The sequence below is a fragment of the Agromyces sp. P1_H4 genome (genome assembly GCF_056405255.1).
Map to the genome: position 1 here is coordinate 1 of NZ_JBFUCL010000008.1, position 24,558 is coordinate 24,558.

24 protein-coding genes are annotated in these 24,558 nt (G+C 69.5%); 10 read left to right on the forward strand and 14 right to left on the reverse strand.

Annotation, left to right across the window (positions count from 1 at the left end):
• The 8 genes from AC1DY2_RS01345 to AC1DY2_RS01380 form a co-directional block, all read left to right on the forward strand.
• Positions 1 to 1,214 (forward strand): alpha-galactosidase (locus AC1DY2_RS01345; RefSeq protein WP_476760777.1); only part of this gene is annotated, 1,214 nt, incomplete at its 5' end.
• A 32-nt stretch (positions 1,215 to 1,246) separates the two neighbouring features.
• Positions 1,247 to 2,566: an ABC transporter substrate-binding protein gene (locus tag AC1DY2_RS01350; RefSeq protein ID WP_476760778.1), complete on the forward strand. Its 1,320-nt coding sequence runs from the start codon at positions 1,247 to 1,249 to the stop codon at positions 2,564 to 2,566.
• Between the two features lies 1 nt (position 2,567).
• A complete protein-coding gene (locus AC1DY2_RS01355) occupies positions 2,568 to 3,506 on the forward strand; it encodes a carbohydrate ABC transporter permease (protein ID WP_476760779.1) in 939 nt (312 codons plus the stop codon).
• Positions 3,506 to 4,432, forward strand: coding sequence for a carbohydrate ABC transporter permease (locus AC1DY2_RS01360; protein WP_476760780.1), 927 nt, complete (start codon positions 3,506 to 3,508; stop codon positions 4,430 to 4,432). The genes AC1DY2_RS01355 and AC1DY2_RS01360 overlap by 1 nt, the downstream gene beginning before the upstream one ends.
• 133 nt (positions 4,433 to 4,565) lie before the next feature.
• Positions 4,566 to 6,263, forward strand: a complete 1,698-nt coding sequence (locus tag AC1DY2_RS01365) for a glycoside hydrolase family 13 protein (RefSeq protein ID WP_476760781.1) — start codon at positions 4,566 to 4,568, stop codon at positions 6,261 to 6,263.
• A gap of 128 nt (positions 6,264 to 6,391) precedes the next feature.
• Positions 6,392 to 7,849: a transposase gene (locus AC1DY2_RS01370; protein ID WP_476760782.1), complete on the forward strand. Its 1,458-nt coding sequence runs from the start codon at positions 6,392 to 6,394 to the stop codon at positions 7,847 to 7,849.
• Positions 7,850 to 8,048: 199 nt separating this feature from the next.
• Complete coding sequence (locus AC1DY2_RS01375) at positions 8,049 to 8,537, forward strand: YajQ family cyclic di-GMP-binding protein (protein ID WP_159600749.1); 489 nt, start codon at positions 8,049 to 8,051, stop codon at positions 8,535 to 8,537.
• Between the two features lie 10 nt (positions 8,538 to 8,547).
• Entirely contained in the window at positions 8,548 to 9,237 is a 690-nt protein-coding gene (locus AC1DY2_RS01380) for an NUDIX domain-containing protein (protein WP_476760783.1), read from the forward strand.
• Positions 9,238 to 9,278: 41 nt separating this feature from the next.
• On the opposite strand, the gene AC1DY2_RS01385 is transcribed toward AC1DY2_RS01380, so the two are convergent.
• The 10 genes from AC1DY2_RS01385 to AC1DY2_RS01430 form a co-directional block, all read right to left on the reverse strand.
• The gene (locus AC1DY2_RS01385) at positions 9,279 to 10,331 is read right to left on the reverse strand and encodes an alpha/beta hydrolase (RefSeq protein WP_476760784.1); all 1,053 of its coding nucleotides are present in this window, start codon (positions 10,329 to 10,331) and stop codon (positions 9,279 to 9,281) included.
• A gap of 33 nt (positions 10,332 to 10,364) precedes the next feature.
• Positions 10,365 to 11,216, reverse strand: a complete 852-nt coding sequence (locus tag AC1DY2_RS01390; RefSeq protein WP_476760785.1) for a type II secretion system F family protein — start codon at positions 11,214 to 11,216, stop codon at positions 10,365 to 10,367.
• Positions 11,217 to 11,253: 37 nt separating this feature from the next.
• Entirely contained in the window at positions 11,254 to 12,210 is a 957-nt protein-coding gene (locus AC1DY2_RS01395; protein WP_476760786.1) for a type II secretion system F family protein, read from the reverse strand.
• Positions 12,207 to 13,679: a CpaF family protein gene (locus tag AC1DY2_RS01400; RefSeq protein ID WP_476760787.1), complete on the reverse strand. Its 1,473-nt coding sequence runs from the start codon at positions 13,677 to 13,679 to the stop codon at positions 12,207 to 12,209. The genes AC1DY2_RS01395 and AC1DY2_RS01400 overlap by 4 nt, the downstream gene beginning before the upstream one ends.
• Positions 13,666 to 15,000 carry a CpaE/TadZ family protein gene (locus AC1DY2_RS01405; protein ID WP_476760788.1) on the reverse strand — a complete coding sequence of 445 codons (1,335 nt, stop codon included), beginning with the start codon at positions 14,998 to 15,000 and terminating at the stop codon, positions 13,666 to 13,668. The genes AC1DY2_RS01400 and AC1DY2_RS01405 overlap by 14 nt, the downstream gene beginning before the upstream one ends.
• On the reverse strand, positions 14,997 to 15,758 hold the full coding sequence (gene cpaB / locus AC1DY2_RS01410; RefSeq protein ID WP_476760789.1) for a Flp pilus assembly protein CpaB: 762 nt from the start codon (positions 15,756 to 15,758) through the stop codon (positions 14,997 to 14,999). Before cpaB ends, AC1DY2_RS01405 begins: the two co-directional genes overlap by 4 nt.
• A 58-nt stretch (positions 15,759 to 15,816) precedes the next feature.
• A complete protein-coding gene (locus AC1DY2_RS01415; protein WP_476760790.1) occupies positions 15,817 to 16,809 on the reverse strand; it encodes a TadE/TadG family type IV pilus assembly protein in 993 nt (330 codons plus the stop codon).
• On the reverse strand, positions 16,806 to 17,198 hold the full coding sequence (locus AC1DY2_RS01420) for a TadE/TadG family type IV pilus assembly protein (RefSeq protein ID WP_476760791.1): 393 nt from the start codon (positions 17,196 to 17,198) through the stop codon (positions 16,806 to 16,808). Before AC1DY2_RS01420 ends, AC1DY2_RS01415 begins: the two co-directional genes overlap by 4 nt.
• Before the next feature lie 91 nt (positions 17,199 to 17,289).
• On the reverse strand, positions 17,290 to 17,475 hold the full coding sequence (locus AC1DY2_RS01425) for a Flp family type IVb pilin (RefSeq protein ID WP_476760792.1): 186 nt from the start codon (positions 17,473 to 17,475) through the stop codon (positions 17,290 to 17,292).
• Between the two features lie 231 nt (positions 17,476 to 17,706).
• A complete protein-coding gene (locus tag AC1DY2_RS01430) occupies positions 17,707 to 18,369 on the reverse strand; it encodes a prepilin peptidase (protein WP_476760793.1) in 663 nt (220 codons plus the stop codon).
• Between the two features lie 134 nt (positions 18,370 to 18,503).
• Between AC1DY2_RS01430 and AC1DY2_RS01435 the strand changes: the two genes are divergently transcribed.
• Positions 18,504 to 18,827: a hypothetical protein gene (locus AC1DY2_RS01435; RefSeq protein ID WP_476760794.1), complete on the forward strand. Its 324-nt coding sequence runs from the start codon at positions 18,504 to 18,506 to the stop codon at positions 18,825 to 18,827.
• A gap of 28 nt (positions 18,828 to 18,855) precedes the next feature.
• On the opposite strand, the gene AC1DY2_RS01440 is transcribed toward AC1DY2_RS01435, so the two are convergent.
• The 4 genes from AC1DY2_RS01440 to AC1DY2_RS01455 all read right to left on the reverse strand — a co-directional run bounded on the left by AC1DY2_RS01440 (position 18,856) and on the right by AC1DY2_RS01455 (position 24,029).
• Positions 18,856 to 20,649 carry a thiamine pyrophosphate-requiring protein gene (locus tag AC1DY2_RS01440; protein ID WP_476760795.1) on the reverse strand — a complete coding sequence of 598 codons (1,794 nt, stop codon included), beginning with the start codon at positions 20,647 to 20,649 and terminating at the stop codon, positions 18,856 to 18,858.
• Positions 20,650 to 20,732: 83 nt separating this feature from the next.
• The gene (locus AC1DY2_RS01445) at positions 20,733 to 22,106 is read right to left on the reverse strand and encodes an FAD-dependent oxidoreductase (RefSeq protein WP_476760796.1); all 1,374 of its coding nucleotides are present in this window, start codon (positions 22,104 to 22,106) and stop codon (positions 20,733 to 20,735) included.
• Positions 22,107 to 22,123: 17 nt separating this feature from the next.
• The gene (locus tag AC1DY2_RS01450; protein WP_476760797.1) at positions 22,124 to 23,248 is read right to left on the reverse strand and encodes a polyprenyl synthetase family protein; all 1,125 of its coding nucleotides are present in this window, start codon (positions 23,246 to 23,248) and stop codon (positions 22,124 to 22,126) included.
• A 73-nt stretch (positions 23,249 to 23,321) separates the two neighbouring features.
• The gene (locus AC1DY2_RS01455) at positions 23,322 to 24,029 is read right to left on the reverse strand and encodes a class I SAM-dependent methyltransferase (RefSeq protein ID WP_476760798.1); all 708 of its coding nucleotides are present in this window, start codon (positions 24,027 to 24,029) and stop codon (positions 23,322 to 23,324) included.
• 154 nt (positions 24,030 to 24,183) lie between these two features.
• Here AC1DY2_RS01455 and AC1DY2_RS01460 point away from each other — a divergent pair, with 154 nt between their 5' ends.
• Positions 24,184 to 24,468 carry a DUF427 domain-containing protein gene (locus AC1DY2_RS01460; protein WP_476760799.1) on the forward strand — a complete coding sequence of 95 codons (285 nt, stop codon included), beginning with the start codon at positions 24,184 to 24,186 and terminating at the stop codon, positions 24,466 to 24,468.
• Positions 24,469 to 24,558: the final 90 nt, after the last annotated feature.

Sequence of the window (24,558 nt, forward strand, 5' to 3'; positions counted from 1 at the left end):
CCCTCTCGGCCCTGGCCGAACGCGCGGCGGCCGTGGGCGTCGAGCGCTTCGTGCTCGACGACGGCTGGTTCCGCGGGAGGCGCGACGACACGGCCGGCCTCGGCGACTGGGAGGTCGACGCCGACGTCTGGCCCGAGGGGCTCGGCCCGCTGATCGAGCGGGTGCACGCCCTCGGCATGGAGTTCGGCCTGTGGGTCGAGCCCGAGATGGTCAACCTCGACAGCGACCTCGCCCGCGCCCACCCCGACTGGATCCTCCGCGGCCGGGACGAGCTGCCGGTGCCCGCTCGTCAGCAGTACGTGCTCGACCTCGCCAACGAGGGCGCCTGGCGGTACCTGCTCGAGCGCCTCGATGCCCTGCTCGCCGAGCACGACATCGCCTACCTCAAGTGGGATCACAACCGCGACCTGCTCGAGGCCGGCGCCGCCGACACCGGCCGGGCGCGGGTGCACGACAACGTCGAGGCGCTGTATCGCCTGCTCGCAGCACTGAAGCAGCGGCATCCGGGACTCGAGATCGAATCGTGCGCGTCGGGCGGCGCCCGCGTCGACCTCGGCATCCTCGAGCACACCGATCGCATCTGGACGAGCGACACCCTCGACCCCGTCGAGCGGCTGCAGATCCAGCGCTACACCAGCCTGGTGGTGCCACCCGAGATGATGGGCGCGCACCTCACCAGCCCCACCGTGCACTCGACGGCCCGGCGCGTGTCACTCGACCTCAGCGCGGGCGTCGCGATGCTCGGCCACCTCGGCATCGAGTGGGACCTCACCTCGCTCGACGACGAGGGCATCGCGTCCATCTCCCGCTGGGTCGACCTGCACAAGCGGCACCGCGCGCTCATCCACTCGGGCGTGCTGGTGCACGGCGACACTCCGGATGCCACGACCGACGTGCGTGGCGTCGTCGCCCACGACGCGGCATCCGCCCTCTTCACCTTCACGCAGGTCTCGACCAGCGTGACCTACCCGCCCGGCCGGTTCACGCTGCCGGGCCTCCACGCCGACCGCAGGTACGCCGTGCGGATCGCCGCGGGGAGCGTGGCCGACGGACCCGGCCAGTCCCCGCTCCCCTGGGCCGAGCAGCCGATCACGCTCACCGGCCGTCAGCTCGGCACGGCGGGCCTGCAGGCTCCCGTGCTGTTCCCCGCCCAGCTCGTGCTCCTCGAGCTGGTCGCCACCGATCCCGCGACGCCCGACGGCTCCGCGGACTGACCACCGCACGCACCAGCGCAAGGAGGCGCACCATGACGGACCAGACCATCCGCCCGGCCCCGCATCGACGGAGACGTGGACGTCGGCGAGGGGTCGCCCTCGCGGCATCCGTCGCCCTGGGCGCCCTGCTGCTGGCGGGCTGCTCGACCCCCGGCGACGGCGACGTCGTGACGCTCGACTTCTTCCAGTTCAAGGGCGAGGCGCTCGAGGACTTCACGAAGATCATCGCCGACTTCGAGGCCGAGAACCCCGACATCAAGGTGGTGCAGAACCAGGTCGCCGATGCCGACACGATCATCCGCACGCTGCTCGTCAAGGACAAGGCGCCCGACGTCATCACCCTCAACGCGAACGGGGGCTTCGGGAAGCTCGCGCAGGCCGGCGTCTTCGCCGACTTCTCGGACGAGCCCGTGCTCGACACCATCAACCCTGCCGTGCAGGAGATCCTCGCCGACCTCGGCAATAAAGAGGGAGAGATCAACGGGCTCGGCTACGTGAACAACGCGAACGGCGTCATCTACAACCAGACGATCTTCGCGGAGCAGGGGCTCGCGGTGCCCGAGACCTGGGACGAGTTCATCGCCGTCTGCGACCAGCTGCAGGCCGCTGGCATCACGCCCTTCTACGGCACGCTCGCGGACTCGTGGACGGCGCTCCCCTCGTTCAACGCCATCGGCGCGTACCCCGCGCAGGGCGACTTCTTCGACCAGATGCGCGAAGAGGGCGAGAACGTGGGACCCGACTCGTCCGTCTCGTTCGAGAAGGACTTCCGAGAGGCGCTCGAACAGCAGTACGAGCTATTCGGATACTCCCAGAAGGGCTACCGCGGCAAGACCTACGACGACGGCACCGCCGCGTTCGCGAACGGCGAGGTCGCGATGCTCCTGCAGGGCATCTGGGCGATCAGCCCGGTGAAGGCGGTCAACCCCGACATCGATGCCGCGATCTTCCCCTACCCCACGAGCGACGACCCTGACGACCGGCTGCTCGTCTCGGGCGTCGACGTCGTGGTCACGATGGGCAAGAACACGCCGCACCGGGAGGAGGCGATGCGCTTCATCGACTACCTCTTCGAGAAGGACGTGATCGAGGACTTCGCCGCGTCGCAGAACATGGTGCCGTCGGTCGAGGAGGCAGAACTCAGCGACGACCCGTCGATCCAGTCCGTGAAGCCCTGGTTCGACGAGGGGAAGATCACCGGATTCATCGACCACCAGATCCCGCCGAGCATCCCGCTCGCCGCGATCGACCAGCAGTTCCTGTTCGACGGCGACGTGGATGCCGCGCTCGCCACCCTCGACAGCGAGTGGCGCAAGGTCGCCGCCCGCACGATTCCCCTGACGGGAGAATGACATGACGACACTCACCCAGGCGGTGCGCAGCTCGGCCACGACCGGCGAGAAGCCCGCCCGCGCCAAGCGCGTGAAGCTGGAATCCCGGCGCGCGCTGCCCGCCTACTACTGGATGGTATGGCCGGCCGTCATCGCGTTCGCCGCGTTCCACACCATCCCGGTGCTCGTCGGCATCTTCTTCAGCTTCACCAACTACGCCGGCTACGGGGAATGGAACTTCGTCGGGTTCTCGAACTACCTGAACCTCTTCAAGGACGACCGGGTGCTGGCCGCCTACGGGTTCTCGTTCCTGTTCGCCGTCGTCGCGACGATCCTCACGAACGTGCTCTCGCTCGCGATCGCCCTGGGCCTGAACGCCAAGATCAAGGCGCGCAACTTCTGGCGCGGGGTCTACTTCGTGCCCTACGTGCTGGCGATCCTGGTGATCGGCTACGTGTTCCAGTTCTTCTTCTCGAACTCGCTGCCGAAGATCCTCGCCGGCATCCCCCTCTTCGCCGACAACATCCTCACCAACCCCGACTGGGCGTGGACGGCGATCGTGGCGCTAGCGGTGTGGCAGGCCTGCGCCTTCGCGATCATCATCTACCTCTCGGGGCTGCAGACGATTCCCGGCGAGCTGTACGAGGCGGCCGCACTCGACGGCGCGAAGCCGTGGCGCCAGTTCACGTCGATCACCTTCCCGCTCATCAGCGCCTTCTTCACGATCAACGTCGTGCTGAGCCTGAAGGGCTTCCTGCAGGTGTTCGACCCGATCGTCTCGCTCACGAACGGCGGGCCGGGCACGTCGACCGAGTCGGTCACCCTGCTGATCTTCCGCGGCGGGTTCACGGGCGGCGAGTTCGCCTACCAGACGGCCAACGCGGTGGTCTTCTTCATCGTGATCACGATCGTCTCGCTCTTCCAATTCCGGGTCCTTCAGCGCAGAGAGGCCGATTTCTGATGACCACGACCACCACCACCCTGGCCCAGGCCGAAGAGGTGCTGCCCGGAGGCGCGACCGGTGCCGGCGCGCCGACGCGGCGCCGACGCGGCTCCGAGGACGACGACACCCGTCGCACCAACTGGTGGGCGACCGCACTCATCGCGGTCTGCTCGCTGACGGTGCTCGTCCCGCTCTACCTCGCGGTCGTCGTCGCGCTGAAGACGCCCGAGCAGCTCGCCGCCGGCACCGGCTTCGAGTGGCCGAATCCCGTGCGCTGGGAGAACTTCCCCGAGGCGTGGGAGCGCACGAACTTCCCGCAGGCGCTCGCGAACACGGCGATCATCACCGTGGGATCAGTAGTGTTCACGTTGCTGACGAGCTCGATCGTCGCCTACGCCCTGGCCCGCAACATCCATCGGCCGTTCTTCAAGGGCGTCTTCTTCTACCTGCTGGCAGCCCTGTTCATCCCGTTCCCGATCATCATGCTCCCGCTGGTGAAGCAGACGGCACTGCTCGGGCTCGACAACCAGGCGGGCATGATCGTGCTCTACACGATCTACGGGCTGTCGCTGAACGTCTTCATCTACACGGCCTACATCCGGTCGATCCCGATCGAACTCGAGGAGGCGGCGCGGGTCGATGGCGCCTCGACCTGGCGGGTGTTCCGATCGGTGATCTTCCCGTTGCTCATGCCGATGAACGCGACGGTGGGCATCCTCACGTGCGTGTGGGCGTGGAACGACTTCATCATGCCGCTCGTCGTGCTCACCGACCCGGCCGCCCGCACCCTGCCCCTGGCGCAGTACGTGTTCCAGGGACAGTTCAACACCGACTACACCGTGGCCTTCGCCTCCTATCTCATGGCGATGGCGCCGCTCCTGATCGTCTACATCTTCTCGCAGCGCTGGGTGATCTCGGGCGTGACGAGAGGCTCGATCAAGTGAGAGCGATGCGGTAACTCCCATGGCCGGTTGGCGGTAACCGGCGAAGAACGGCAGAACAGGCGACGGATGCCTCGACCGCGCGATCGGCGTATCGTGCCGCCGAGGCATCCGAACGGAAAGGACGACCCCGAAGATGACCGAGACCCGACCCACGACGCTGGCACACGAGGCATCCGTGGTCCTCGCGAGTGACCCGAACTGGTGGCGCCAGGCCGCCGTGTACCAGATCTACCCGCGCAGCTTCGCGGACGCGAACGGCGACGGCATCGGCGACCTGCCGGGCATCACGAGCCGCATCCCGTACCTTGCCGAGCTCGGGGTCGATGCGGTCTGGTTGTCGCCGTTCTACCCGTCCGCCCTCGCCGACGGCGGCTACGACGTCGACGACTACCGCGACGTCGATCCGAAGCTCGGCACCCTGGCCGACTTCGACGAGATGGTCGCGGCACTGCACGCCAGCGGCATCCGTCTCATCGTCGACATCGTGCCGAACCACTCGTCGAACCGGCATCGGTGGTTCCGGGAGGCACTGGCTTCGCCGAAGGGCTCGGCCGCCCGCGACCGCTACCTCTTCCATGACGGCGCCGGGCCCGACGGCACCGAGCCGCCGAGCGACTGGAAGTCGATGTTCGGCGGGTCGGCGTGGGAGCCGGTGGGCGACGGACAGTTCTACCTGCACCTGTTCGCGCCCGAGCAGCCCGACCTCAACTGGGCGAACCGCGAGGTGCGCGACGACTTCCTCACGACGCTGCGGTTCTGGGCGGACCGAGGCGTCGACGGGTTCCGGGTCGACGTGGCGCACGCACTCGCGAAGGACCTGACCTACCCGCTGCGCTCGCACGCCGAACTCGAGGAGATGAAGCTCGTCACCGACGGCTCGCACCCACTGTGGGACCGCGAGGAGCTCGACGAGATCTACGCCGAGTGGCGCGCCGTGTTCGACGAGTACGACCCGCCGCGCATCGCCGTGGCCGAGGCGTGGGTCGAGCCCAGCCGCCGCTACCGCTACGCGCTGCCCACGAGCCTCGGGCAGGCGTTCAACTTCGACCTGCTGCGTGCGAACTTCGACGCCGACGAGTTCCGCGCGATCGTCGACCACAACATCCAGTCGGTCGCCGTCACGGGGTCGTCGAACACGTGGGTGTTCTCGAACCACGACGTGGTGCGCCACGCCACCCGCTACGGCCTCGCCGACGACCCTGGCCAGGAGGGCGACGTCRGCAAGCAGTGGCTGCTGCACGGCGGGCCGGCGGGCGAACTCGATGCGGCGGTGGGCCTGCGCCGTGCCCGGGCAGCCACCCTGCTCATGCTCGCCCTGCCCGGCAGCGCCTACCTCTACCAGGGCGAGGAGCTCGGCCTTCCCGAGGTCGCCGACATCCCCGATGCCGAGCGGCAGGACCCCACGTTCTTCCGCAGCCCTGGCGTCGAGGTGGGGCGTGACGGATGCCGCGTGCCGCTGCCCTGGACGACGGCGGGCTCGTCGTTCGGGTTCGGCGCCGACGGCGCGCACCTGCCGCAGCCCTCGTGGTTCGGCGCGTTCTCGGTGGAGGCCGAGGGCGCCGATCCCGACTCGACGCTGAACCTCTACCGCCGTGCCCTCGCGCTGCGCCACGAGCTGCAGGGAGCCGAGGAGCTGACGTGGCGGCAGCACCCGTCGGGCTCCGCCGACGTGCTCTGGTTCGAGCGTCCGGGCGGGTGGCAATCGGTCACGAACTTCGGCTCGTCGCCCGTCGACCTGCCCGACGGCGAGGAGCTCGTCACGAGCGCGCCGCTCGAGGGCGGCCGGCTCCCTGGTGCCACCACGGCCTGGCTGCGCGTTACCGGGGTGTGAACTCTTCGCTCCCGCCGTTGCCGGCGGTGCGACGCGCCACGTAGTCTGCGAGCCGCGAGCGTCGACGATGGGGGTCGAGGCGCTCGCGGCCGCAGTCGCCCGGCCCCCGCCGCACGAGAGGCAAGGGCATGCACCCACCCATCCGTCGTCAGGGCTTCGGGCTGGCCGCCGTCGCGGCGTCCGCCGCCGCGGTCATCGCGGCGTCGTCGGCTGCGTCGCCGGCCATCGCGGCGGATGAGGTCACCGTCGTGACCGACTGCGTGGGATTCGCCGCGGCCATGCAGTCGAGCGGCACAGTCGTGCTCGGCGATTCGATCGGCGGGTTCGAGGTCGAGTGCCCGCCCGTCGACCTCGCCGCCGGCGTGGACATCATCCTCGACCTGCAGGATCACGAGATCTACGTCGGCGACACCGTCGAGCCGATCGACGGTGCAGGCGTGTTCGTGCCGTCGGACTCGAGGCTCGTGATCCGCGGCGAATACCACCCATTCGGATCGGGCCTCCCATCCGGGCGCATCGTCGCGGGCGGCGGCACCGGCGCGGGGATCGGCGCCGAGCCGGGCTCCGGCCCCAGCGGGCCTGTCGTCATCGAGGGCGGCGCCGTGGAGGGCGTCAGCTTCGGCGCTGCCGGCATCGGCGGTGCTGACGGCGATGCGCACGTCACGATCCGGGGCGGCCTGGTCCGCGGGCAGGTGGCCATCGCGGCCCGCGACGACGAAACGGGAGCCGGGATCGGCGGCGGCCGCACCGGCACGGGCGTCGTCGAGATCACCGGCGGGATCACGACCGGGGTCGCCTGGACCGCGGCCGGCATCGGCGGCGGCACGCACGGCGACGGCGACGTCGCCGTGGCCATTCCCGACGCCGCCGTTCCGGCGCCCGACCAGCACAACGTGTTCGGCCTGAGCTTCGCCGGCGCGGGCATCGGCGGGGGCATCGGTGGGACCGGCATCCTCGATCTCACGGGCGGTCGGATCCAGGCCTCCGTCTACCCCGACCCGGCGGCCACGGGGGTCGGCTTCGGTGACGTCGACGGAACCGGTCACGTGGCGATCGGCGGCCACTCCGAGGTGCTCGTGCAGTCCATCCGGAGCGGCGGGGTCGACATCACCGGCGGCTCGGTCGAGGTCATCGACGGATTCGCCGCCGTCGAGCCGCGACCGACCGACGGCAGTCGCGAGCTCTCCCCCATCAGCGCGACGGTGCGCGTGGACGGCGCCGTCCCATCGCCCGGACCGCTCGTGTCGGTGCCTGGGGCGGGCGGCACGCCGAGCGCCTACGAGACCCTGACGCCGAGCGGCACCGCCACGCTCTGGCTCCCACCGGGCCCGGCGAAGCTCGCCGCGACCGTCGGCTCGCAGGGCCGCGTCTTCCCCGTCGACGTCGCGGCCGACGGCACCTCTGCCGTGTTCCTCGACTTCACCAGCGCGACGCCGACCCTGCGCGAGCGGGTGATCGCCCGGTTCGCGCAGCTCGCCCGCACGATCGAGGATTCCGACCGCGCGGTCCGCGTGATCGCGCGCGAGTTCGGCGTGCCCGAGTCCACCGTGCGACTGTGGCTGCGTCGCGCCGGGGCGCTCGGGTGAGGCATCCGCTCGCCCGCCCGCGGCATCCGCACGCGGGCCCGCTGCATCCGCTGTGCGCAACGGCGGAGATCCTGTGCGACACGCCGCAGGCCGGGCCCGCAACCCGGCGTGTCGGCGACGAACTCCTCCGTTACGCGCAACGGAGGGGCCGCCGGCGGCATCCGCACGCCGCATCCGACCCCTCGATAGACTGGCGGGCATGGCAGATTCAACGTTCGACATCGTGAGCAAGGTCGACAAGATGGAGGCCGAGAACGCCGTCAACCAGGCGCGCAAGGAGGTCGAGCAGCGCTACGACTTCAAGAACGTCGGCGCCTCGGTCGAGTGGAGCGGCGAGAAGGTCCTGCTCAAGGCGCAGACCGAGGAGCGCGTGAAGGCGGTGCTCGAGGTCGTCGAGTCGAAGTTCATCAAGCGCGGCATCACGCTGCGCTCGCTCGACGAGGGCGAGCCCTACCCGTCGGGCAAGGAGTTCCGCATCGAGATCGGCCTGAAGAACGGCATCGACAGCGAGAACGCGAAGAAGATCTCGAAGATCATCCGCGACGAGGCGCCGAAGACGGTGAAGAGCCAGATCCAGGGCGACGAGCTGCGTGTCTCCTCCAAGAGCCGCGATGACCTGCAGGCGACCATGGCGCTGCTGAAGGGCAAAGACCTCGACGTCGCGCTCCAGTTCACGAACTTCCGCTGAGCGCCCGCGAGTGAGCGACGGCGAGCGGATGCCGCAGCCCGGCGTCGACGTGCCGGACCGCCGTGGCCGCACCGGCCTCGACCGGGTAGGCCGCGACCTCGACGGCAACCCCCGCGTGCGCGTGCGCGACGTGCGGGTGCTCACCTCGAACTGGTACGTGACGCGCGTCACGTCCTTCGACTTCCAGCACGCCGACGGTCGTTGGACCACCGAGGAGCGCGAGACGTACGACCGCGGCGACGGCGCCTGCATCCTGCTCTACGACGTGGCCGCGCGCACCGTGCTGCTCACCCGGCAGTTCCGGTATCCCGCCTACGTCAACGAGCACCCCGACGGGATGCTCACCGAAGTGGTCGGCGGCCTGCTCGACGAGGACGCGGCCGAGGTCGCGATCCGTCGCGAGGCCGAGGAGGAGACCGGCGTCGTCGTGGGCGACGTCGAGCGCGTCTTCGAGGTCTACATGAGCCCGGGGTCGGTGACCGAGCGCCTGCACTTCTTCGCCGCGCCCTACCTTCGCGGTACCGTCGCCCACGGCTCGCGCGCCGGCCTCGCCGACGAGGGCGAGGACATCGAGGTGCTCGAGCTCGACTTCGACGACGCCCTCGACCGCATCGGCCGCGACCTCATCGATGCGAAGACGATCATGCTCCTGCAGTGGGCGGCGCTGAAGGGGCCGTTCGCGGCGGCGGCTCGGGCGTAGCGCCGCGGCATTCACTCGCGGCATCCGCTCGCTCCTTCGCTTCAGCGACCGGGCTCGTATCCGCGCAGCCATCGCGTGATCGACGCGTAGGCCGCGGCGCGCGCCGGCTCGCGCGACAGGAACACGTCGTGCATGGCCCCGTCGATGCGCGCGACCGTCACGTTGGGCCCCAACCGCACGGCGCGTTCGGCGATCTCGTCGACGACGAGCACGATGTCGCTCGAGCGCATCGCCTCGGTCCACTGCGGCTGGATGGTCGACCGCGCCGACAGGATCGTCAGCACCGGTGCGCCCACGTCGATGCCGGCGGCGACGGTCGCGTGCCCGGAGAGGATGGCCGTGAGCCAGGCCGGATGCGTCGTGAACCCACGGTCGGGCCGCCACTCGTGCGAGTAGTCCCACTCGCCGCCCTGCTCCTTCGACACCGTCCGCGTGTAGAAGCCAAGGTCGACGTTCGGCAGCGGGCCGGTCGGCCGGATGCGTGCACCGAACGTGATCACCGGCGCGAGCGCCTCGCGCCCGACCCTGCTGAGCTGGAACTCGAGCCACGGGCTGTTGAGCACGAGCGCCGCGGCGCGGCCCGGGTTCCGCGCCGCCCACAGGCTCAGCGTCAGGCCGCCCGTGGAGTGGCCCAGCAGGATCAGGGGCCGAGCGGATGCCGCCCCGCCCGCGTCATCCGTCGCGCCGTACCCGGGCGCCCCGTGCCCCATCGCGGCGAGCGCTGCCTCGAGGTCGGCGTCGTAGTCGGCGAGGTTGGTGATGTAGCCCGGCGTCTGCCCTGGCCGCAGGCTGCGCCCGTACTTGCGCAGGTCGAGCGCGAAGAACCGCGCGCCGGCCCCCGCCCAGAACTGCGCGAGCTCGGGGTTGAAGAAGTAGTCGCTCCACCCGTGCACGTACAGCACGTCGGCTCCGGATGCCGCGCCGCGCCGCTGCTCCCACGGCCACGTGAACCGCCCCGCCGTCCGCGGCCGGTACCGCACGAGCGTGGCGACGACCTCACCCTCGTCGTCGCTCCCCAGGGGAAGCTCGAGCTGCTCGAACCCCTCGCCGAGCACGTCGGGGCGCCACTGGTCGTCGCGCTCCCCCTCTGCCACGGCACCTCCCCCGGGTGCCAGCCTAGCGAGCGGCTACTTGGAGAAGGTGTCGACGATGCCGATTACCGCGGGCGTGAGGATCACGATGAACATCACCGGTAGGAGGCAGAAGATGAGCGGGAAGAGGATCTTGACGGTGATCTTCTGCGCCTGTTCCTCGGCGCGCTGCCGACGCTTCGTCCGCATCTCACCGGCCTGCACGCGAAGCACATCGCCGATCGACACGCCGTAGGCGTCGGCTTGGATGATGGCACGCACGAAGCGCCGAAGATCTTCGGAATTGGTGCGACTCTCGAGTTCAAGGAAAGAATCGCGACGCGTCCGGCCGATGCTCATGTCCTGAAGCACCCGGATGAGTTCCTCCGCCAGCGGGCCCTCGCCCCCACGGGCGGCCTTCGCCATGGCGGAGTCGAAGCCGAGGCCGGCCTCGACGGCGATGGTCATCTGGTCGAGCGTGTCGGGCAGCGCGATCATGATCGCCTGTTGCCTACCGTGGGCACGACTGTTGATCATCACGTCGGGGAGGAAGAAGAGCATCACGGTCCCCGCGACGGCCAGGAGGACCTTGAAGGGCTCCGAGCCGCTCACCGAGACGAAGAGGAATCCGAAGAGCGTGCCGACGATCGCGAGGATCAGCTTCCAGATGATGATGCCCGGTACGGTCCATCCGGAGGGCCGACCCGCGAGCACGATCTGCTTGTCGATCCATCCGACGTATCCCTTCGGCGCCGCGGCGACCAGCGAGCCGGAGATCGACGCTCTGGGCTGAACGGCCGCGAGCGCCGGCTGGACACCGGAGTCGGCGCCGGGGGTCGATTCGGCGGCGGGGCGCCGGCCCGGGAACAGGAAGAAGATGAAGACACCGACGGCCGCGGCGGTCACCACGGCGACCCCGACGATGGTGAGTGGCAGGCTGTCCATCTCAGAACTTCACTTTCACGACGATCGCGATCCAGATCGAGCCGATGATCATCAGGATGACGGCGACGACCAACGCGAGGAGCCCGACAATGTTGCCGAAGAACGCGGCCGTGTAGGTGGGTTGGATGAGCGAGAAGAAGAGGAACAGCGCGATCGGCAGCACGATGAGAATCCCGCCCGAAAGCCGTCCCTCGGCACTGAGCGAGCTGACCTGTCGACGCACCTGGTTGCGCTCGCGGATCGTCTTGCCGACCTGGTCGAGCACTTCCGCGAGATTGCCGCCGGTCTCGGCGTTGATGCCGATGGCCTGTGCCACCCAGTCGAAGTCCTTGCTGTGCATTCGGTCGGCGACGACGGAGAGCGCTTCGGGAAGCGACCGGCCCAGGCGAGACTCGTTCACCGCACGGGCCAGCTCCTCGCTCATCGGTGAGTCGGCTTCGTTCGCCACCGACGCGATCGACGTCGAGAGTCCGTGCCCGGCCCGCAGCGATCCGGCGATGAGCTGCACCGCGTCGTCGATCTGGTCGGCGAATTTCGCACGCCGCCGGGAGGTGCGGACGTTGAGCATCACCTTCGCGCCGATCGGGGTCAGGATGGCGAAGAACAGGCCGAGCGGGATCGAGGTGCCGTTCGCCAGCCCGAGCACCACCCCGAGCAGTCCGAGCACGCTCGCGAACGAGGCGACGACGATCAGGAACTGCGATGGCGAGGAGGAGACCCCCGCCAACTCGAGCGCCGCTTCACCGAAGAGCCGCCCGCGCCGACGTGAGGTCGCGGTATCGACCACGGCCGTGGCCTGGGCGGTGACGCGCCCGAGGAGCGAGACCTGCTCCACGCCCGGCGGCAGCCGTCGATCGCGGGCAACCCGCGGAGCTGGCGGTGCGATGACGAAGAACAGGCCGACGAGCAGCGCGAGCAAGCAGACCGCAATACCCACCACGAGGATGACGGGGCTCATTGGATCTCCCCGAGCAAGGCCCGAAGGTCGGGGCGGAACAACGCTGGCGGCAGGTCAATCCCCTGCTCGGCGATCCGCTCGGCGAACCGCGGACGCACTCCCGTGGGCTCGATGCGACCGAGCAGGCCGCCGTCCGCGTCGTAGCCGGCGGAGTGGTCGAACGTGTAGGCGTCCTGCAGGGTGACCACGTCGCCCTCCATGCCGTGCACCTCGGTGATGTGCGTGACCCGACGCACGCCGTCCTTGTGGCGGGTGATCTGCACGATGATGTCGATCGCCGAGGCGATCTGCTCGCGGATCGCGCGAAGCGGCAGGTCCATGCCCGCCATGAGGACGAGCGTCTCCATCCTCGAGATGGCGTCGCGGGGGGAGTTGGCGTGCACCGTCGAGATCGAGCCCTCGTGGCCGGTGTTCATGGCCTGCAGCATGTCGAGGCTTTCGGCCCCTCGGACCTCGCCGACGACGATGCGGTCGGGGCGCATGCGGAGCGAGTTGCGCACCAACTCCCGGATGGTGATCTCTCCGCGGCCCTCGATGTTGGGCGGGCGTGACTCGAGGCGGACGACGTGATCCTGCTGCAGCTGCAGCTCCACCGCGTCCTCGATCGTGATGATCCGCTCGTCGCGCGGGATGAATGCCGACAGCACGTTGAGGAGCGTGGTCTTGCCGGTACCGGTGCCGCCCGAGACGAGGATGTTCATCTTCGCGCGCACCGCGGCGTCGAGGACGGTGGTCGCCTCGCGCGTCAGCGTGCCGAAGCGGATGAGGTCCTCGCTCGTGTACGGCGTGCCCGCGAACTTGCGGATCGTGAGCGAGGAGCCGTTCACGGCGAGCGGCGGAATGATCGCGTTCACTCGGGAGCCATCGTCAAGCCGGGCGTCCACCAGCGGCGATGACTCGTCGATGCGACGTCCGACCCGCGAGACGATCCGCTCGATGACCCGCCGCAGCTGCGGCTCGCCCGTGAAGCGATGGGAAGTCTCGGTCAGGCGACCGTTCCGTTCGACGTAGACCTGGTCGAATCGGTTGACCATGATCTCGCTGACCGTCGCGTCCTCGAGGAGCACTTCGAGCGGCCCGTACCCGAGCACGTCGGCGCCAATCTCGTCGATGAGGCGGTTGCGCTCTGCGGTCGACAGCGCCAGCTGTTCGGCCGCGACGATCTCGCCGAGCTCGGCGCGCGCGATCTGGTGGAGTTGATCCTCCGTGAGCGTCGAGTCGTTCAGTCGCGTTCCGATCCGCGCGAAGAGCTCCTCAGCCGCCTTCTCCTTCATCCCGGCGAGGGGATCGACGGCGAGAGCATGACGGACCGCCGCGCCCACGGGCGCGTGGGACGACGTCGTGGTGGAACCTTCCGCCTCGACGGAGATGGAAGAGTCGGCCGGACGCGGTTGCGGGGCCGGCGCGGGCGGAAGCTCAACCGTCTGCTGCGGGCTCCGGACCGAGTTCAGTCGTTCATTGAGATTCATCGGAGGGCCGCTTTCGTTGGATCTTCCGTCGCTTCTGGGAGGCCTCGGGAGCGATACGCATCACGATGGAGCGGATCGCCTTCGCGGCGGGGTCGCGGACGTCGTCATGGATGAGCGGAACGCCCCGGTTGCTCGCGAGCAGCACCGCAGACGAGCGCGGCACCTCCACGTCGACCGGAGCGCCGAGGATCCTCTCCGCGTCCCGCACGGTGAGCCCGCTCCCTCGCTCACTCTGGTTGAGGACCACGTGGCGATTGCTCGGCATCAGGCCCACCGTGGTCAACAACTCGAACTCGGTTCGCATGGCTCGGAGGCTGGGAACGCTCATGTTGGTGACGAACACGGCGTCGGTCACGTGCTCGAGCGTGACGAGCGTATGCTCACCGAGCCCGGGAGTGGTATCCACGACGACGTAGCGGAAGGACGTCCGAAGCCGCTCGATCAGGAGACCGAGTGCGGCCGTCGAGATGGAGTCGCCCAGCTCGGGCGACGGTGCGCCGGCAACGACGAAGAATCCGTCGTCGTGGTGGGTGAGCGAGGTCTTCAGGACGATCTCGTCGGCCGCCGCATCCGCGACGGCATCGACGATGGTGCGGTCGGGCTCGAGCGAGAGCGCGGTGGCGATGTCGCCGAACTGCAGGTCGGCATCGACGAGGACGACGGAGTTCGGCGCGATCTCCGCGAGACCCGTGGCGAGATTGATGGACAGGGTGGTCTTGCCCTGGCCGCCCTTGGGTGCGACGACCGCGATGGCCTCGGTGCGCGTGCCGGCTTCCAGCGGCGGGAAGTCCCACGTCTGCACGGGGGGCGCCTGAGTGAGCTCGTCGTAGACCGCGACGTCGTCGGTGGTCAGCGCGCCGGCCCCGATACCGACTTCTTGCGTACCAGGATCAGCGAGATGCGCTGCCACGGCGGGCGGCGGCTCGAAGTCGCGGGACGATGCCTTGCCGTGCTGCACCAGCCACGCCGACAGGCGCTCGATGAGCTCGAGCGTGGTCTCGTCGGAGGCATCGGGGCTCAGCACTGCGTGCAGGGCGAGTTCGTCGACCCAATCCTCCAGATCGGAGCGCTGCTCCCGGACGACGATGAGGCCGACGTCGGGATGCCGCGAGGTGAGCTCCTCGGCCAGCCCGTGGGTCTCCTCGTAGTTGAGGACAGGCCCGAGCAGCGCGATCCTGGGCGTCCCATCCACCCGGTCGACCACCGATGAGGCGCCGAAGGTCAGGAACTCCCCGGTGACCACGTCGAGACGGGCGCCGAGAAGTGACCGGAGACGGGACTCGTATTCGGCGGAACGACTGACGAGAAGGAACGGAGTCACTGGAACGCGTTGCCCTGGTCGACCGCGGACGAGCCGCCGGTGTCGGTCGCGTCGTTCTGGAGCGTCAGCCACATGCTCCCAAACGCCTGCGCTTCGCCCTCGGCGAACCAGACCCAGCGCTCGACGTCATGCGTCGAGAGTGCGATGGTCACCATGATGGCGGCTGTTGGATCCTGCTCGGTCGCATCGGGGTCGGCTTCGGAGTCCCGAATGGAGACACCCTGGACGCGCGTGACGAGCACTCCGTTGAACGCGAACTGCGAACTTGGGCCAGCGATCAACTGCCCGTTCGCGCCCGTTCGGTCGGAGACGGTTCCGACCATCCCGATGTGGTCGCCCGCGACGATGGCCCCGCCGACGACCCGGTCGGCCGGAAGCGTGAACGACACGAGCTGCATCCCCGCGGGAACCTGCACGTCACCGCGCGCCGCCAACTCCAGGGGGTCGATGAATCGAGCCTCGAGGAGCTGCTCGCCGGGCAGGATGGTGGCGTCGCTCACGAGACCTGCAAGATCGCCGAGGTTGGTGACGGCCCCCGCTGCGACATTGCGTTGGGGGACGGAGTCGACCTTGACGAAGTCGGCGATCCCCTCACCGGCCGTGCCCTCCGGGATCTCCTCCGCCACGATGTAGACGGAGGTGGTCGTGGCGCCGTCGGCTGCCCTGGCGTCCGCTCCGCGCACGTAGGCGATGAGCACGAATGCGCCGAGCCCGGCGAGCATGAGCGCGACGATGGCGCCGATGATTCGGGTCTTCATGAGATTCCTGTTTCGTATGTAGGGTTCAGAACGTTCTGCCCATGAGGCGGACGGAGGATCAGCCCATAAGGCGGACGATGCTCAAGCCACCCGACGGTCCGGGGCCGAGAACGAAGTCCTCACCGAGGTCGACGTACTTCACGAAGTACCCCTGGATGCCCTTCGAGTTGCCCTGATTGGGCACGTTCGGCAGGAGTGCGGTTCCACCGCAGTACTGGGCTGAGCCCGCGCCACCGGTCTTCACACCGGTGAGCTTGAAGGCGGCGAATCTCGAGATCCTGAACGTCGCGTTGGATCCTGAGCCGCTGGTGGAGGAATAGAGCGGAATCAGGAGGGTCTGGCAGAGCCGCTGGGCGAGGATGCTCGACGAACAGCCGTTCTTGTTCGGGTTCGGCTGCACGCCGACCTCGCCGCCCGCGATCGCGTTGATGCTGATCGTGGACGAGCAGTTCGTGCCGTCCAGCCAGCCGAATCCGCCGGGTGCGCCATTGGCACAGGGCTCTCCGGTGCCGCCGTTGTTGATGAGCAACCAGGTTCGCGTCGGGTTCGTGGCGTTCGCGTCCTGCGGTGGGAGATCGTTGAACTCGCATTCGGCGATCGTGAGCGCGATCTCGGTCGTTCCCGAGACGGGCGTGCCCCACTCGGCGCTCGCGCGAGCGCGAAGGGTTGTGTCCGCCTGCTGCTGGAACAACGATGCGAAGGGGTGCGGGACCCCGTTTCCGTTCGGCGAGGATGCGTCGACGGTGACGTTGCCGCTGCTCGCGGTCACGTTCAGCGACGCGATCGCGGCCGCGGACTGGCCGTCATTGGCGTTCGACCCGGCGATTCCGGTCGCGAGACCGCCGGCCCCGGCCGTACACGTGGTTCCGCGCTTCGCGCAATCCTGCGCCACGGCCAGCGCGGCGGCATCGGCGCCGTTCTGGAGTTCGGACTTCTCCCAGTACAGGAGTCCCGCATCGCCGACGAACGCGAGCGTCACGAGGAGCGGCACCAGGATCAGCGCGAAGGTCACGGCCGTGGCGCCGCGTTCATCGCGCGGACGTCGCCTCATCCTCCGCATCTCATCGTTCCTCTCGCCGAGAGCTGGTTTCCGCCTGCGAGCCCCTGTACGAACCCGGTCAGGTCGGTGATCGGGGTCTCGACCAGCACCGTCGCGGTCGAGTCGGCGGCCGTCGTGCACGGCGTCACGACCGTGAACGTGATCGCCGTGGAGACGAGGTTCGCCGCCCTGGCTCGCGCCTCGGTGACCGGGTTGGGACTCGTGTCACGGTTATGGATGGCGTAGTACCTGACGCCCTCGCGAGCCGCACTACTGACCGCGAGTTGTTGGTTGAACACCCATCCGAGATCGACGAGCGCGAAGACGAGGAGGAGGAGCAGCGGAAGCACGAGTGCGAACTCGACCGCCGCCGCTCCCTTCTCGGACCGATGTCGGGCCATCGGTTGCTCCAATCCTTGACCGTCCCGCGTCGACCGCGCCCGTCGGGGCGCGGTCGGCGCGCAACGAACATCGACGACGATTCGAGTCGGACTAGAGCCGGCTCACGATGTCATCCTGGACGAAGTCCGCGATGGCCGGGGCGATCGTCAGGAGTGCGGCGACGATCGCGATCGAGGCAACGCCGATGATGAGCGCGTACTCGGTGGCGGTCGCGCCTTCCTCGTCGAGACGGAGGGAGTTGATTCGCGCAACGGCGCGCGAGTATGCCTTGAGCATGATAGATCCTTCGGGTTCGGGACGTGCTCCCCGGCGGGTACCGGGGGGTGGGTTCCGTTGGCGGGTACCAGCGGATGATCGAAGGTAACCGCCCATCTGCGCCGCGAACACGCCCCCCTTCGGGGGATGTCAGCGCTTGCAGCGCACAAGAGTCGAGGAATCCCCGGAATTCCGCGCAACTTCGGAGCGCCAGTCCCCCGCTCTGGGGGTAGGTCGTGTACCCCGAATGGACTATGAGCCAACGACGAGGAGGGCGATGAATGCCCCGGCGAGCATCGACGGGCCGAACGGGATTGAACCCCGAAGGGTCACTCGGCGGAGCAGCAGTGCGACGATCGCGACCAGTCCGCCGACCACGAATGCGGCCAGCAGGGCGATGAGCCACGCGGTGAGGCCGAACCAGCCGAGCAGCAGGCCGATGACCAGCGAGAGCTTCACGTCCCCCATGCCCATCGACGACGGGGAGATCAGCGCGAGCAGGAAGTAGACCGCGAACATCGCCGCAGAGCCGATGACGGCCCAGAGCAACGCCATCCACGCGCCAGTGGCCCACGAGGCAGGCACGAGTAGCACAGCGACGACCCCGAGCGTGGGGAAGATCACGGCGTTCGGCAGGCGCTTCTCGGCGAGGTCGACGAGGGTGAGCACGGTGGCGGATGCCGCGAACACGAGCAGCGCGGGGAGGATCCACGTGAGCCCGAAGCGAAGCGCCAGGGCGGCGAAGGTGATGGCGGTGATGCTCGCGGCCGCGACGCGGACGGTGCGCAGCGGCATCCGCTCGCTCGTCTGTTCACCCGTCATCGAGCGCCGCGTCCACGCCGCCAGGGGCCACCAGCCGAGCGCGCCACCGACGAGGAACGCACCCACGGCGGTGAGCAGGGTGGCGAGCGGCATGATGTGCAGCGTAGCGGCAGGCGCGGCATCCACTGGTCGAACTCCACAACGAAGCGGGCATCGAGAGCCTCCCGCGCATCGACACGGCGCCGCTCGCCTGACAGGCTGGAGTCCACGACGAACGAGGGGGAACCATGGGCGTTGAGGCCGAGCGCACGTACGATGCGGTCACGCGCGAGCTGCTGGTCGACGAGGACTTCGACGTCGACTTCACCCCCGACGGGCTGCTCGTGCACGGCCTGCTGTTCGCGTTCCTCGATGGCGACGACCTCGTCGTCGAGCTCCCCGAGGCACGCTCGAACGACCTTCGCGAGCGCGGGATCGCGTCACCCTTCACCGGCACGCATGGCGGACCGAGCCGCAACTGGGTGCGCGTGGCCGACCGCGAGCTGTGGTCGGAGCTCGCCCGCGAGGCTCACACGTTCGTCGGCGAGCCGCCCGTCGGGCGCCAGTCGTAGGACCGAATCGGGCGCAGAACGCCCCGGTTCAGCCTTCCTCGAGCCGCGCGTACGCCTCGAGGAGCTCCTGCGCGTGTGGCGCACCCTCGGTCGAAAGCGCCGACCGCATCTCCTTCAGCGCCCCCTCGCCCTGCGGCAGCGGCGGCAGCAGCGGCACGTCGCGGTCGCTGATGAGCTGGATCACGGTCGGGCGGTCGGCGGCCAGGGCGCGCGACCAGGCGTCGTCGATGTCGTCAGGGGTGTCGACGATGATGCCCCGCATGCCGATCAGTTCGGCATAGCGCGCGAACGGGAAGCCCGGCAGCGCCTGGCTCGTCTCGAACCTCGGCGCCCCCTCGACCTCGCGCTGCTCCCAGCTGACCTCGGCGAGGTCGCCGTTGTCGAGCACGAGCACGACGAAGCGCGGGTCGGTCCACGACGGCCAGCGGTCGGCGACGGTGATGAGCTCGGCGATGCCGGCCATCTGCATGCCGCCGTCACCGGCGAGCACCACGACGGGGCGATCGGGCGACGCGAGCTTGGCGGCGAGCCCGTACGGCACGCCGCAGCCCATGCTCGCGAGGGTGCTCGAGAAGTGCACGTCGACCCCGGCCGGCACGCGCAGCTGCCGCGCGTACCAGTACACGACGCTGCCGACGTCGAGCGCGACGAGGGCGTCCGCGGGCAGGTGGCTGTTGAGGGCGCGGATGGCGAACTCGGGGTTCACCGGGTCGGCTGCCACGTCGGCGCGCGCGTCGCTGATTCGCCGCCACTCCGACACGAGCTCCCGCACGCGGGTGCGCCATGGTTCGACGTCGGCTCGCGGCATCCGCTCGGCCAGCAGCTTCACCGTCTCGCCGKCGTCGCCGACGAGGCCGACCTCGATCGGGTACCGTCGCCCGACCGCCCGCCCGTCGAGGTCGATCTGCACCGCCCGTGCCTGCCCCGGCGCAGGGTAGAACTCGGTCCACGGGTCGCTCGACCCGACGATGAGCAGCGTGTCGCACTCGGCAATGACCCGCGCACTCGCGGTGCTGCCGAGGTGGCCCATGGTGCCGGCGACGAAGGGCAGCGACTCGTCGACGTAGGGCTTGCCGAGCAGGCTCGTGACCACGGCGGCGCCGATCCGGTCGGCGAACGCCACCACCTCGTCGGCGCACGCGCGGGCGCCCTGGCCGACCAGCACCACGGGCTTCGCCCCGCTCGAGAGCACGGATGCCGCGGCATCCACGTCATCGGACGCCGGGACCACGCGCGGCGGCCGGTACTCCGCCGCGGTGGTGACGTGGCCGTGCTCGGCGCTCGGCGCCACGGCGGGCGAGGTCTGCACGTCGTGCGGCACGATGACGACGGTCGGCGTGCGGGTAGCCAGCGCGGTGCGGAACGCCTGGTCGATCGCGGCGGGCACCTGCTCGGGCGCGACGACGGTGGTCGCGTACTGCGCGGCGACGTCGGCGAACAGCCGCTCGAGGTTGACCTCCTGCTGGTACTCCGAGCCCAGCACCGAGCGCAGCTGCTGGCCGACGAGGGCGACGACGGGCGCCCCGTCGAGCTTCGCGTCGTAGAGCCCGTTGAGCAGGTGGATGGCGCCCGGGCCCTGCGTCGCGGCGACCACGCCGACCCTGCCGGTGTACTTCGCGTGCGCGGTCGCCATGAACGCCGCGTTCTCCTCATGCCGCGCCTGCACGAAGGCGGGGCCGTCGTCCGAGCGCCGCAGCGCGTCCATGACGCCGTTGATGCCGTCGCCGCTGTAGCCGAAGATTCGGTCGACGCCCCAGTCGCGCAGGCGCGCCACGATCACGTCGGCGACGGTCGGCTGGTCCTCACCCGGTGAATCCCCCATGCCGTCACGCTAGGTGCGGTCACTGCACCGGGGCAGGGCCTTGACAGCGCCGGCCGGCGGCGGGCGAACGGAGCCGAGCGCCCTTACGCCTCGTCGCGGGAGATGCCGACCATCTCGTCGCGGGGCACGACCTTGACGCGCACGCGACCCTCGGCGGCCCCGAGGGACTGCTCGTGCTCGTCGAGGCGGTGCCAGCCGTCGAGGTCGGTCCACGCGATGCCGCGCGACTCGAGCAGTTCGATCACCGACGCCTCGGAGGGCGACTCGGGCCGCCACCAGTTCCCGAGGTCGTTGATGACGTGCTTGATCGTCTCCATCGCGTCGGACTTGGTGTGCCCGATGAGGCCGACGGGGCCGCGCTTGATCCAGCCGGTGGCGTAGACGCCGTACATCTGGCGGGGCTCGCCGGTCTCCTTGTCGCGGATGAGCACCTGGCCCTCGTGGTTCGGGATGACGCCGAACTTCTTGTCGAACGGGATGCCGGGCAGCGGCGACCCGAAGTAGCCGACGGCGCGGTAGACGGCCTGGATGGGCAGCTCGCGGATCTCGCCGGTGCCGACGACGCCGCCCTCGCCGTCGGGGGCGGTGCGCTCCCAGCGGATGCCGCCGACGCGGCCGGTGCCGTCGTCGACGATCTCGAGCGGCTTGGCGAAGAAGTGCAGGTGCAGGCGGCGAGAGGCCTGGCCGACCTCGCGCTGGCGCCACTGGTTCAGCACCTTGTCGATGACGAACACCTGCTTGTTGCCGGCGACGGCGGCGCGCGCCGCATCGTCGTAGTCGAAGTCCTCGTCGTAGACGATCATGTCGACGTCGCGCAGCTCGCCGAGCTCGCGCAGCTCGAGCGGCGTGAACTTCACCGAGGTGGGGCCCCGGCGGCCGAAGACGTGCACGTCGGTCACGGGCGACGCCGCGAGGCCTGCCGCGACGTTCGCCGGGATCTCGGTCGGCATCAGGTCCTCGACGTGCTTGGCGAGGATGCGCGACACGTCGAGCGCCACGTTGCCGTTGCCGATGACCGCGACCTCGCGGGCCTCGAGCGGCCAGGTCCGCGGGAAGTCGGGGTGTCCGTCGAACCAGCTCACGAACTCGGCGGCGCCGTAGGAGCCCTCGAGGTCGATGCCGGGCAGGTTCAGCGAGGCGTCGCGCACGGCGCCGGTGGCGAAGATCACCGCGTTGTAGTGCTTCTTCAGGTCGTCGAGCGTGATGTCCTCGCCGAACCGCACGTTGCCGAAGATGCGGATGTCGCCGCGGTCGAGCACCTCGCGCAGGGCGGTGATGATGCCCTTGATGCGGGGGTGGTCGGGGGCGACGCCGTAGCGCACGAGCCCGTAGGGCGCGGGCAGGTGATCGAACAGGTCGATCGAGACATCGAAGTTCCGCTCGGACTTCAGCAGGATGTCGGCGGCGTAGATGCCCGCCGGCCCTGCGCCGACGATCGCGAGTCGCAGCTTGTTCACGTGCCTGGGTCTCTCCATCAGCTCTGTCGCTCCACGATCGTCTCGGCGAATCGCGTGAGCGCCTTCTTCACGCTGCCCTCGGGCAGCGGCGCGAGCGCCGCAACGGCCTCGCGCGCCCACCGGTGGGCCTCAGCGAGCGTAGCGCGGGTGGCCTCGTGCTCGCGCAGCTCGGCGACGATCGCGTCGACGGTCTCCTTCGACGGCACGATGCGCGACGCCAGCGTGTTGGTGTCGTGGGGGTCGAAGCCGCCGCCGGTCTGCGGCACGACGATGACGTCGCGCTCGATGCGCTCCAGCAGGTCGGCGGATGCCGCATCGGCGCGTGCGAGCTCGGCAAGCCGCAGCAGCGGCAGCGTCACGACGCCCGCGCGCAGGTCGGTGCCGGGCACCTTGCCGGTCTCCTCGGGCTGCGGCGAGAGGTCGATCACGTCGTCGATGAGCTGGAACGCCACGCCGATCTTCTCGCCGAACTCGACGATCGGCTTCTCGAGGGCGGGGTCGGCGCCCGAGAAGATGATGCCCGACTGCGCGGCGGCCGCGATGAGCGACCCCGTCTTGTCGGCGAGCACCTGGATGTAGTGCGCGATGGGGTCCTCGCCGGTGGCCGGCCCGACCGTCTCGTGCAGCTGGCCGAGCACGAGCCGCTCGAACGTGTCGGCCTGCATGCGGATGGCCCGCTCGCCGAGGCTCGCCATGAGCTGGCTGGCGCGGGCGAACAGCAGGTCGCCGGTGAGGATCGCGACGGAGTTGCCCCACACGGCATGTGCGCTGGGGACGCCGCGGCGGCGCTCGGAGTCGTCCATGACGTCGTCGTGGTAGAGCGAGCCGAGGTGCGTGATCTCGATGGCCTCGGCCGCGGTCACCACGTCGTCGGTGATGCCGGCGCCGAGCTGCGCGGTGAGCAGCGTGAGCATGGGCCGCACGCGCTTGCCGCCGGCTTCGAGCAGGTAGCGCGTCGAGACATCCGCGATCGAATCGGCGAAGCTGACCTCGCGCACGAGGCCGGCCTCGACGCGCTCGATGCCCGCGTCGATCGCCCTGGCCATGGCTCGGTCGGCGGATGACGCGAAGACGCGTTCGCTCAGCCCGAGGTTGGCGGCGAGCGCGGAGCCGCGACGTGCGACCGGATGGCTCGGATTCACGGTGTCCAGCCTACCGGTGCGGTTCCTGTGAGCCGTGTCGATGACGGCGAACCGGGAGGTGCGGATTCGCCGTTCAGGCGAGCGGCTTGCGGGCCCGGTGCAGCGCGACGACGCCCATCGTGAGGTTGCGCCACTGCACGTCGACCCAGCCGGCTTCCCGAATCCAGCCGGCGAGGGTGGGCTGGTCGGGCCACGCGTTGATCGACTCGTTGAGGTACTCGTAGGCGGTGTCGTTCGAGCTCGACGCGCGCACGAGCGGCGGCATGACGTAGCGCTGGTAGGCGTGATATCCGGCGCGTACGAAGGCGACGGGCGGGTGCGAGAACTCGCAGATCACGAGACGCCCACCGGGCTTGGCGACGCGGAAGAACTCGGCGAGTGCGAGCTTCGGCTCGTTCACGTTGCGCAGGCCGAAGGAGATCGTGACGGCATCGAACTCGTCGTCGCCGAACGGCAGCTTCGTGGCATCCGCCTCGACGAAGACGAGGTTCGGAACGCCGGCCTGACGACGGCGGCCGACCTCGATCATGCCGGGCGAGAAGTCGGCGGCGACGACGGATGCCCCGGACTTCGCGAGGCTGGCGCTCGAGGTGCCGGTGCCCGCCGCGACGTCGAGCACCCGCTCGCCTCGCTGGGGAGCGACCGCGCGCGTCGTGGCGACGCGCCACAGCGGAGCGTTGCCCACCGAGAGCACGGTGTTGGTGCGGTCGTAGCGGGCGGCGACGCGGTCGAACATCGCCGATACCTCTGAGGGGTCCTTGCCGAGGTCTGCGCGCGTCATCCCTCGATTCTACGGCGCGGCCCCGAGGGGCGAACCGGGAGCCGAGGCTGCGAGATCGCTGGATGCCTCCATGCATTGGAATGCATCCGGATCCCGCCGCGTTCCGTATCACTGGTAGGCAACGATGCGGGCGACGCCCGCGAGGAGGAGATCCATGAAGGCCATCTGGAACGGTGCAGTGATCGCGGAGTCCGACGACACGGTCGTGGTCGAGGGCAACCACTACTTCCCGCGCGAGGCGCTCGACCCGCGCTACTTCGCGCCGAGCGACAACCACAGCGTGTGCCACTGGAAGGGCACCGCCGACTACTTCCACGTCGAGGTCGACGGCAAGCGCAACCCGAACGCCGCCTGGACCTACCCGACCCCCTCCCCCGACGCCGCCGAGATCGCCGAGCACGTCGCGTTCTGGCACGGCGTCGAGGTCGTCGCCGCCTGAGCGCCGGCCACACCCCCTGGACGTAGGCTGGTGCGGTGATTCACCCGGATGCCACGGGGCTCGTCGACACCCGCCCCGGTCCTGTCGAGC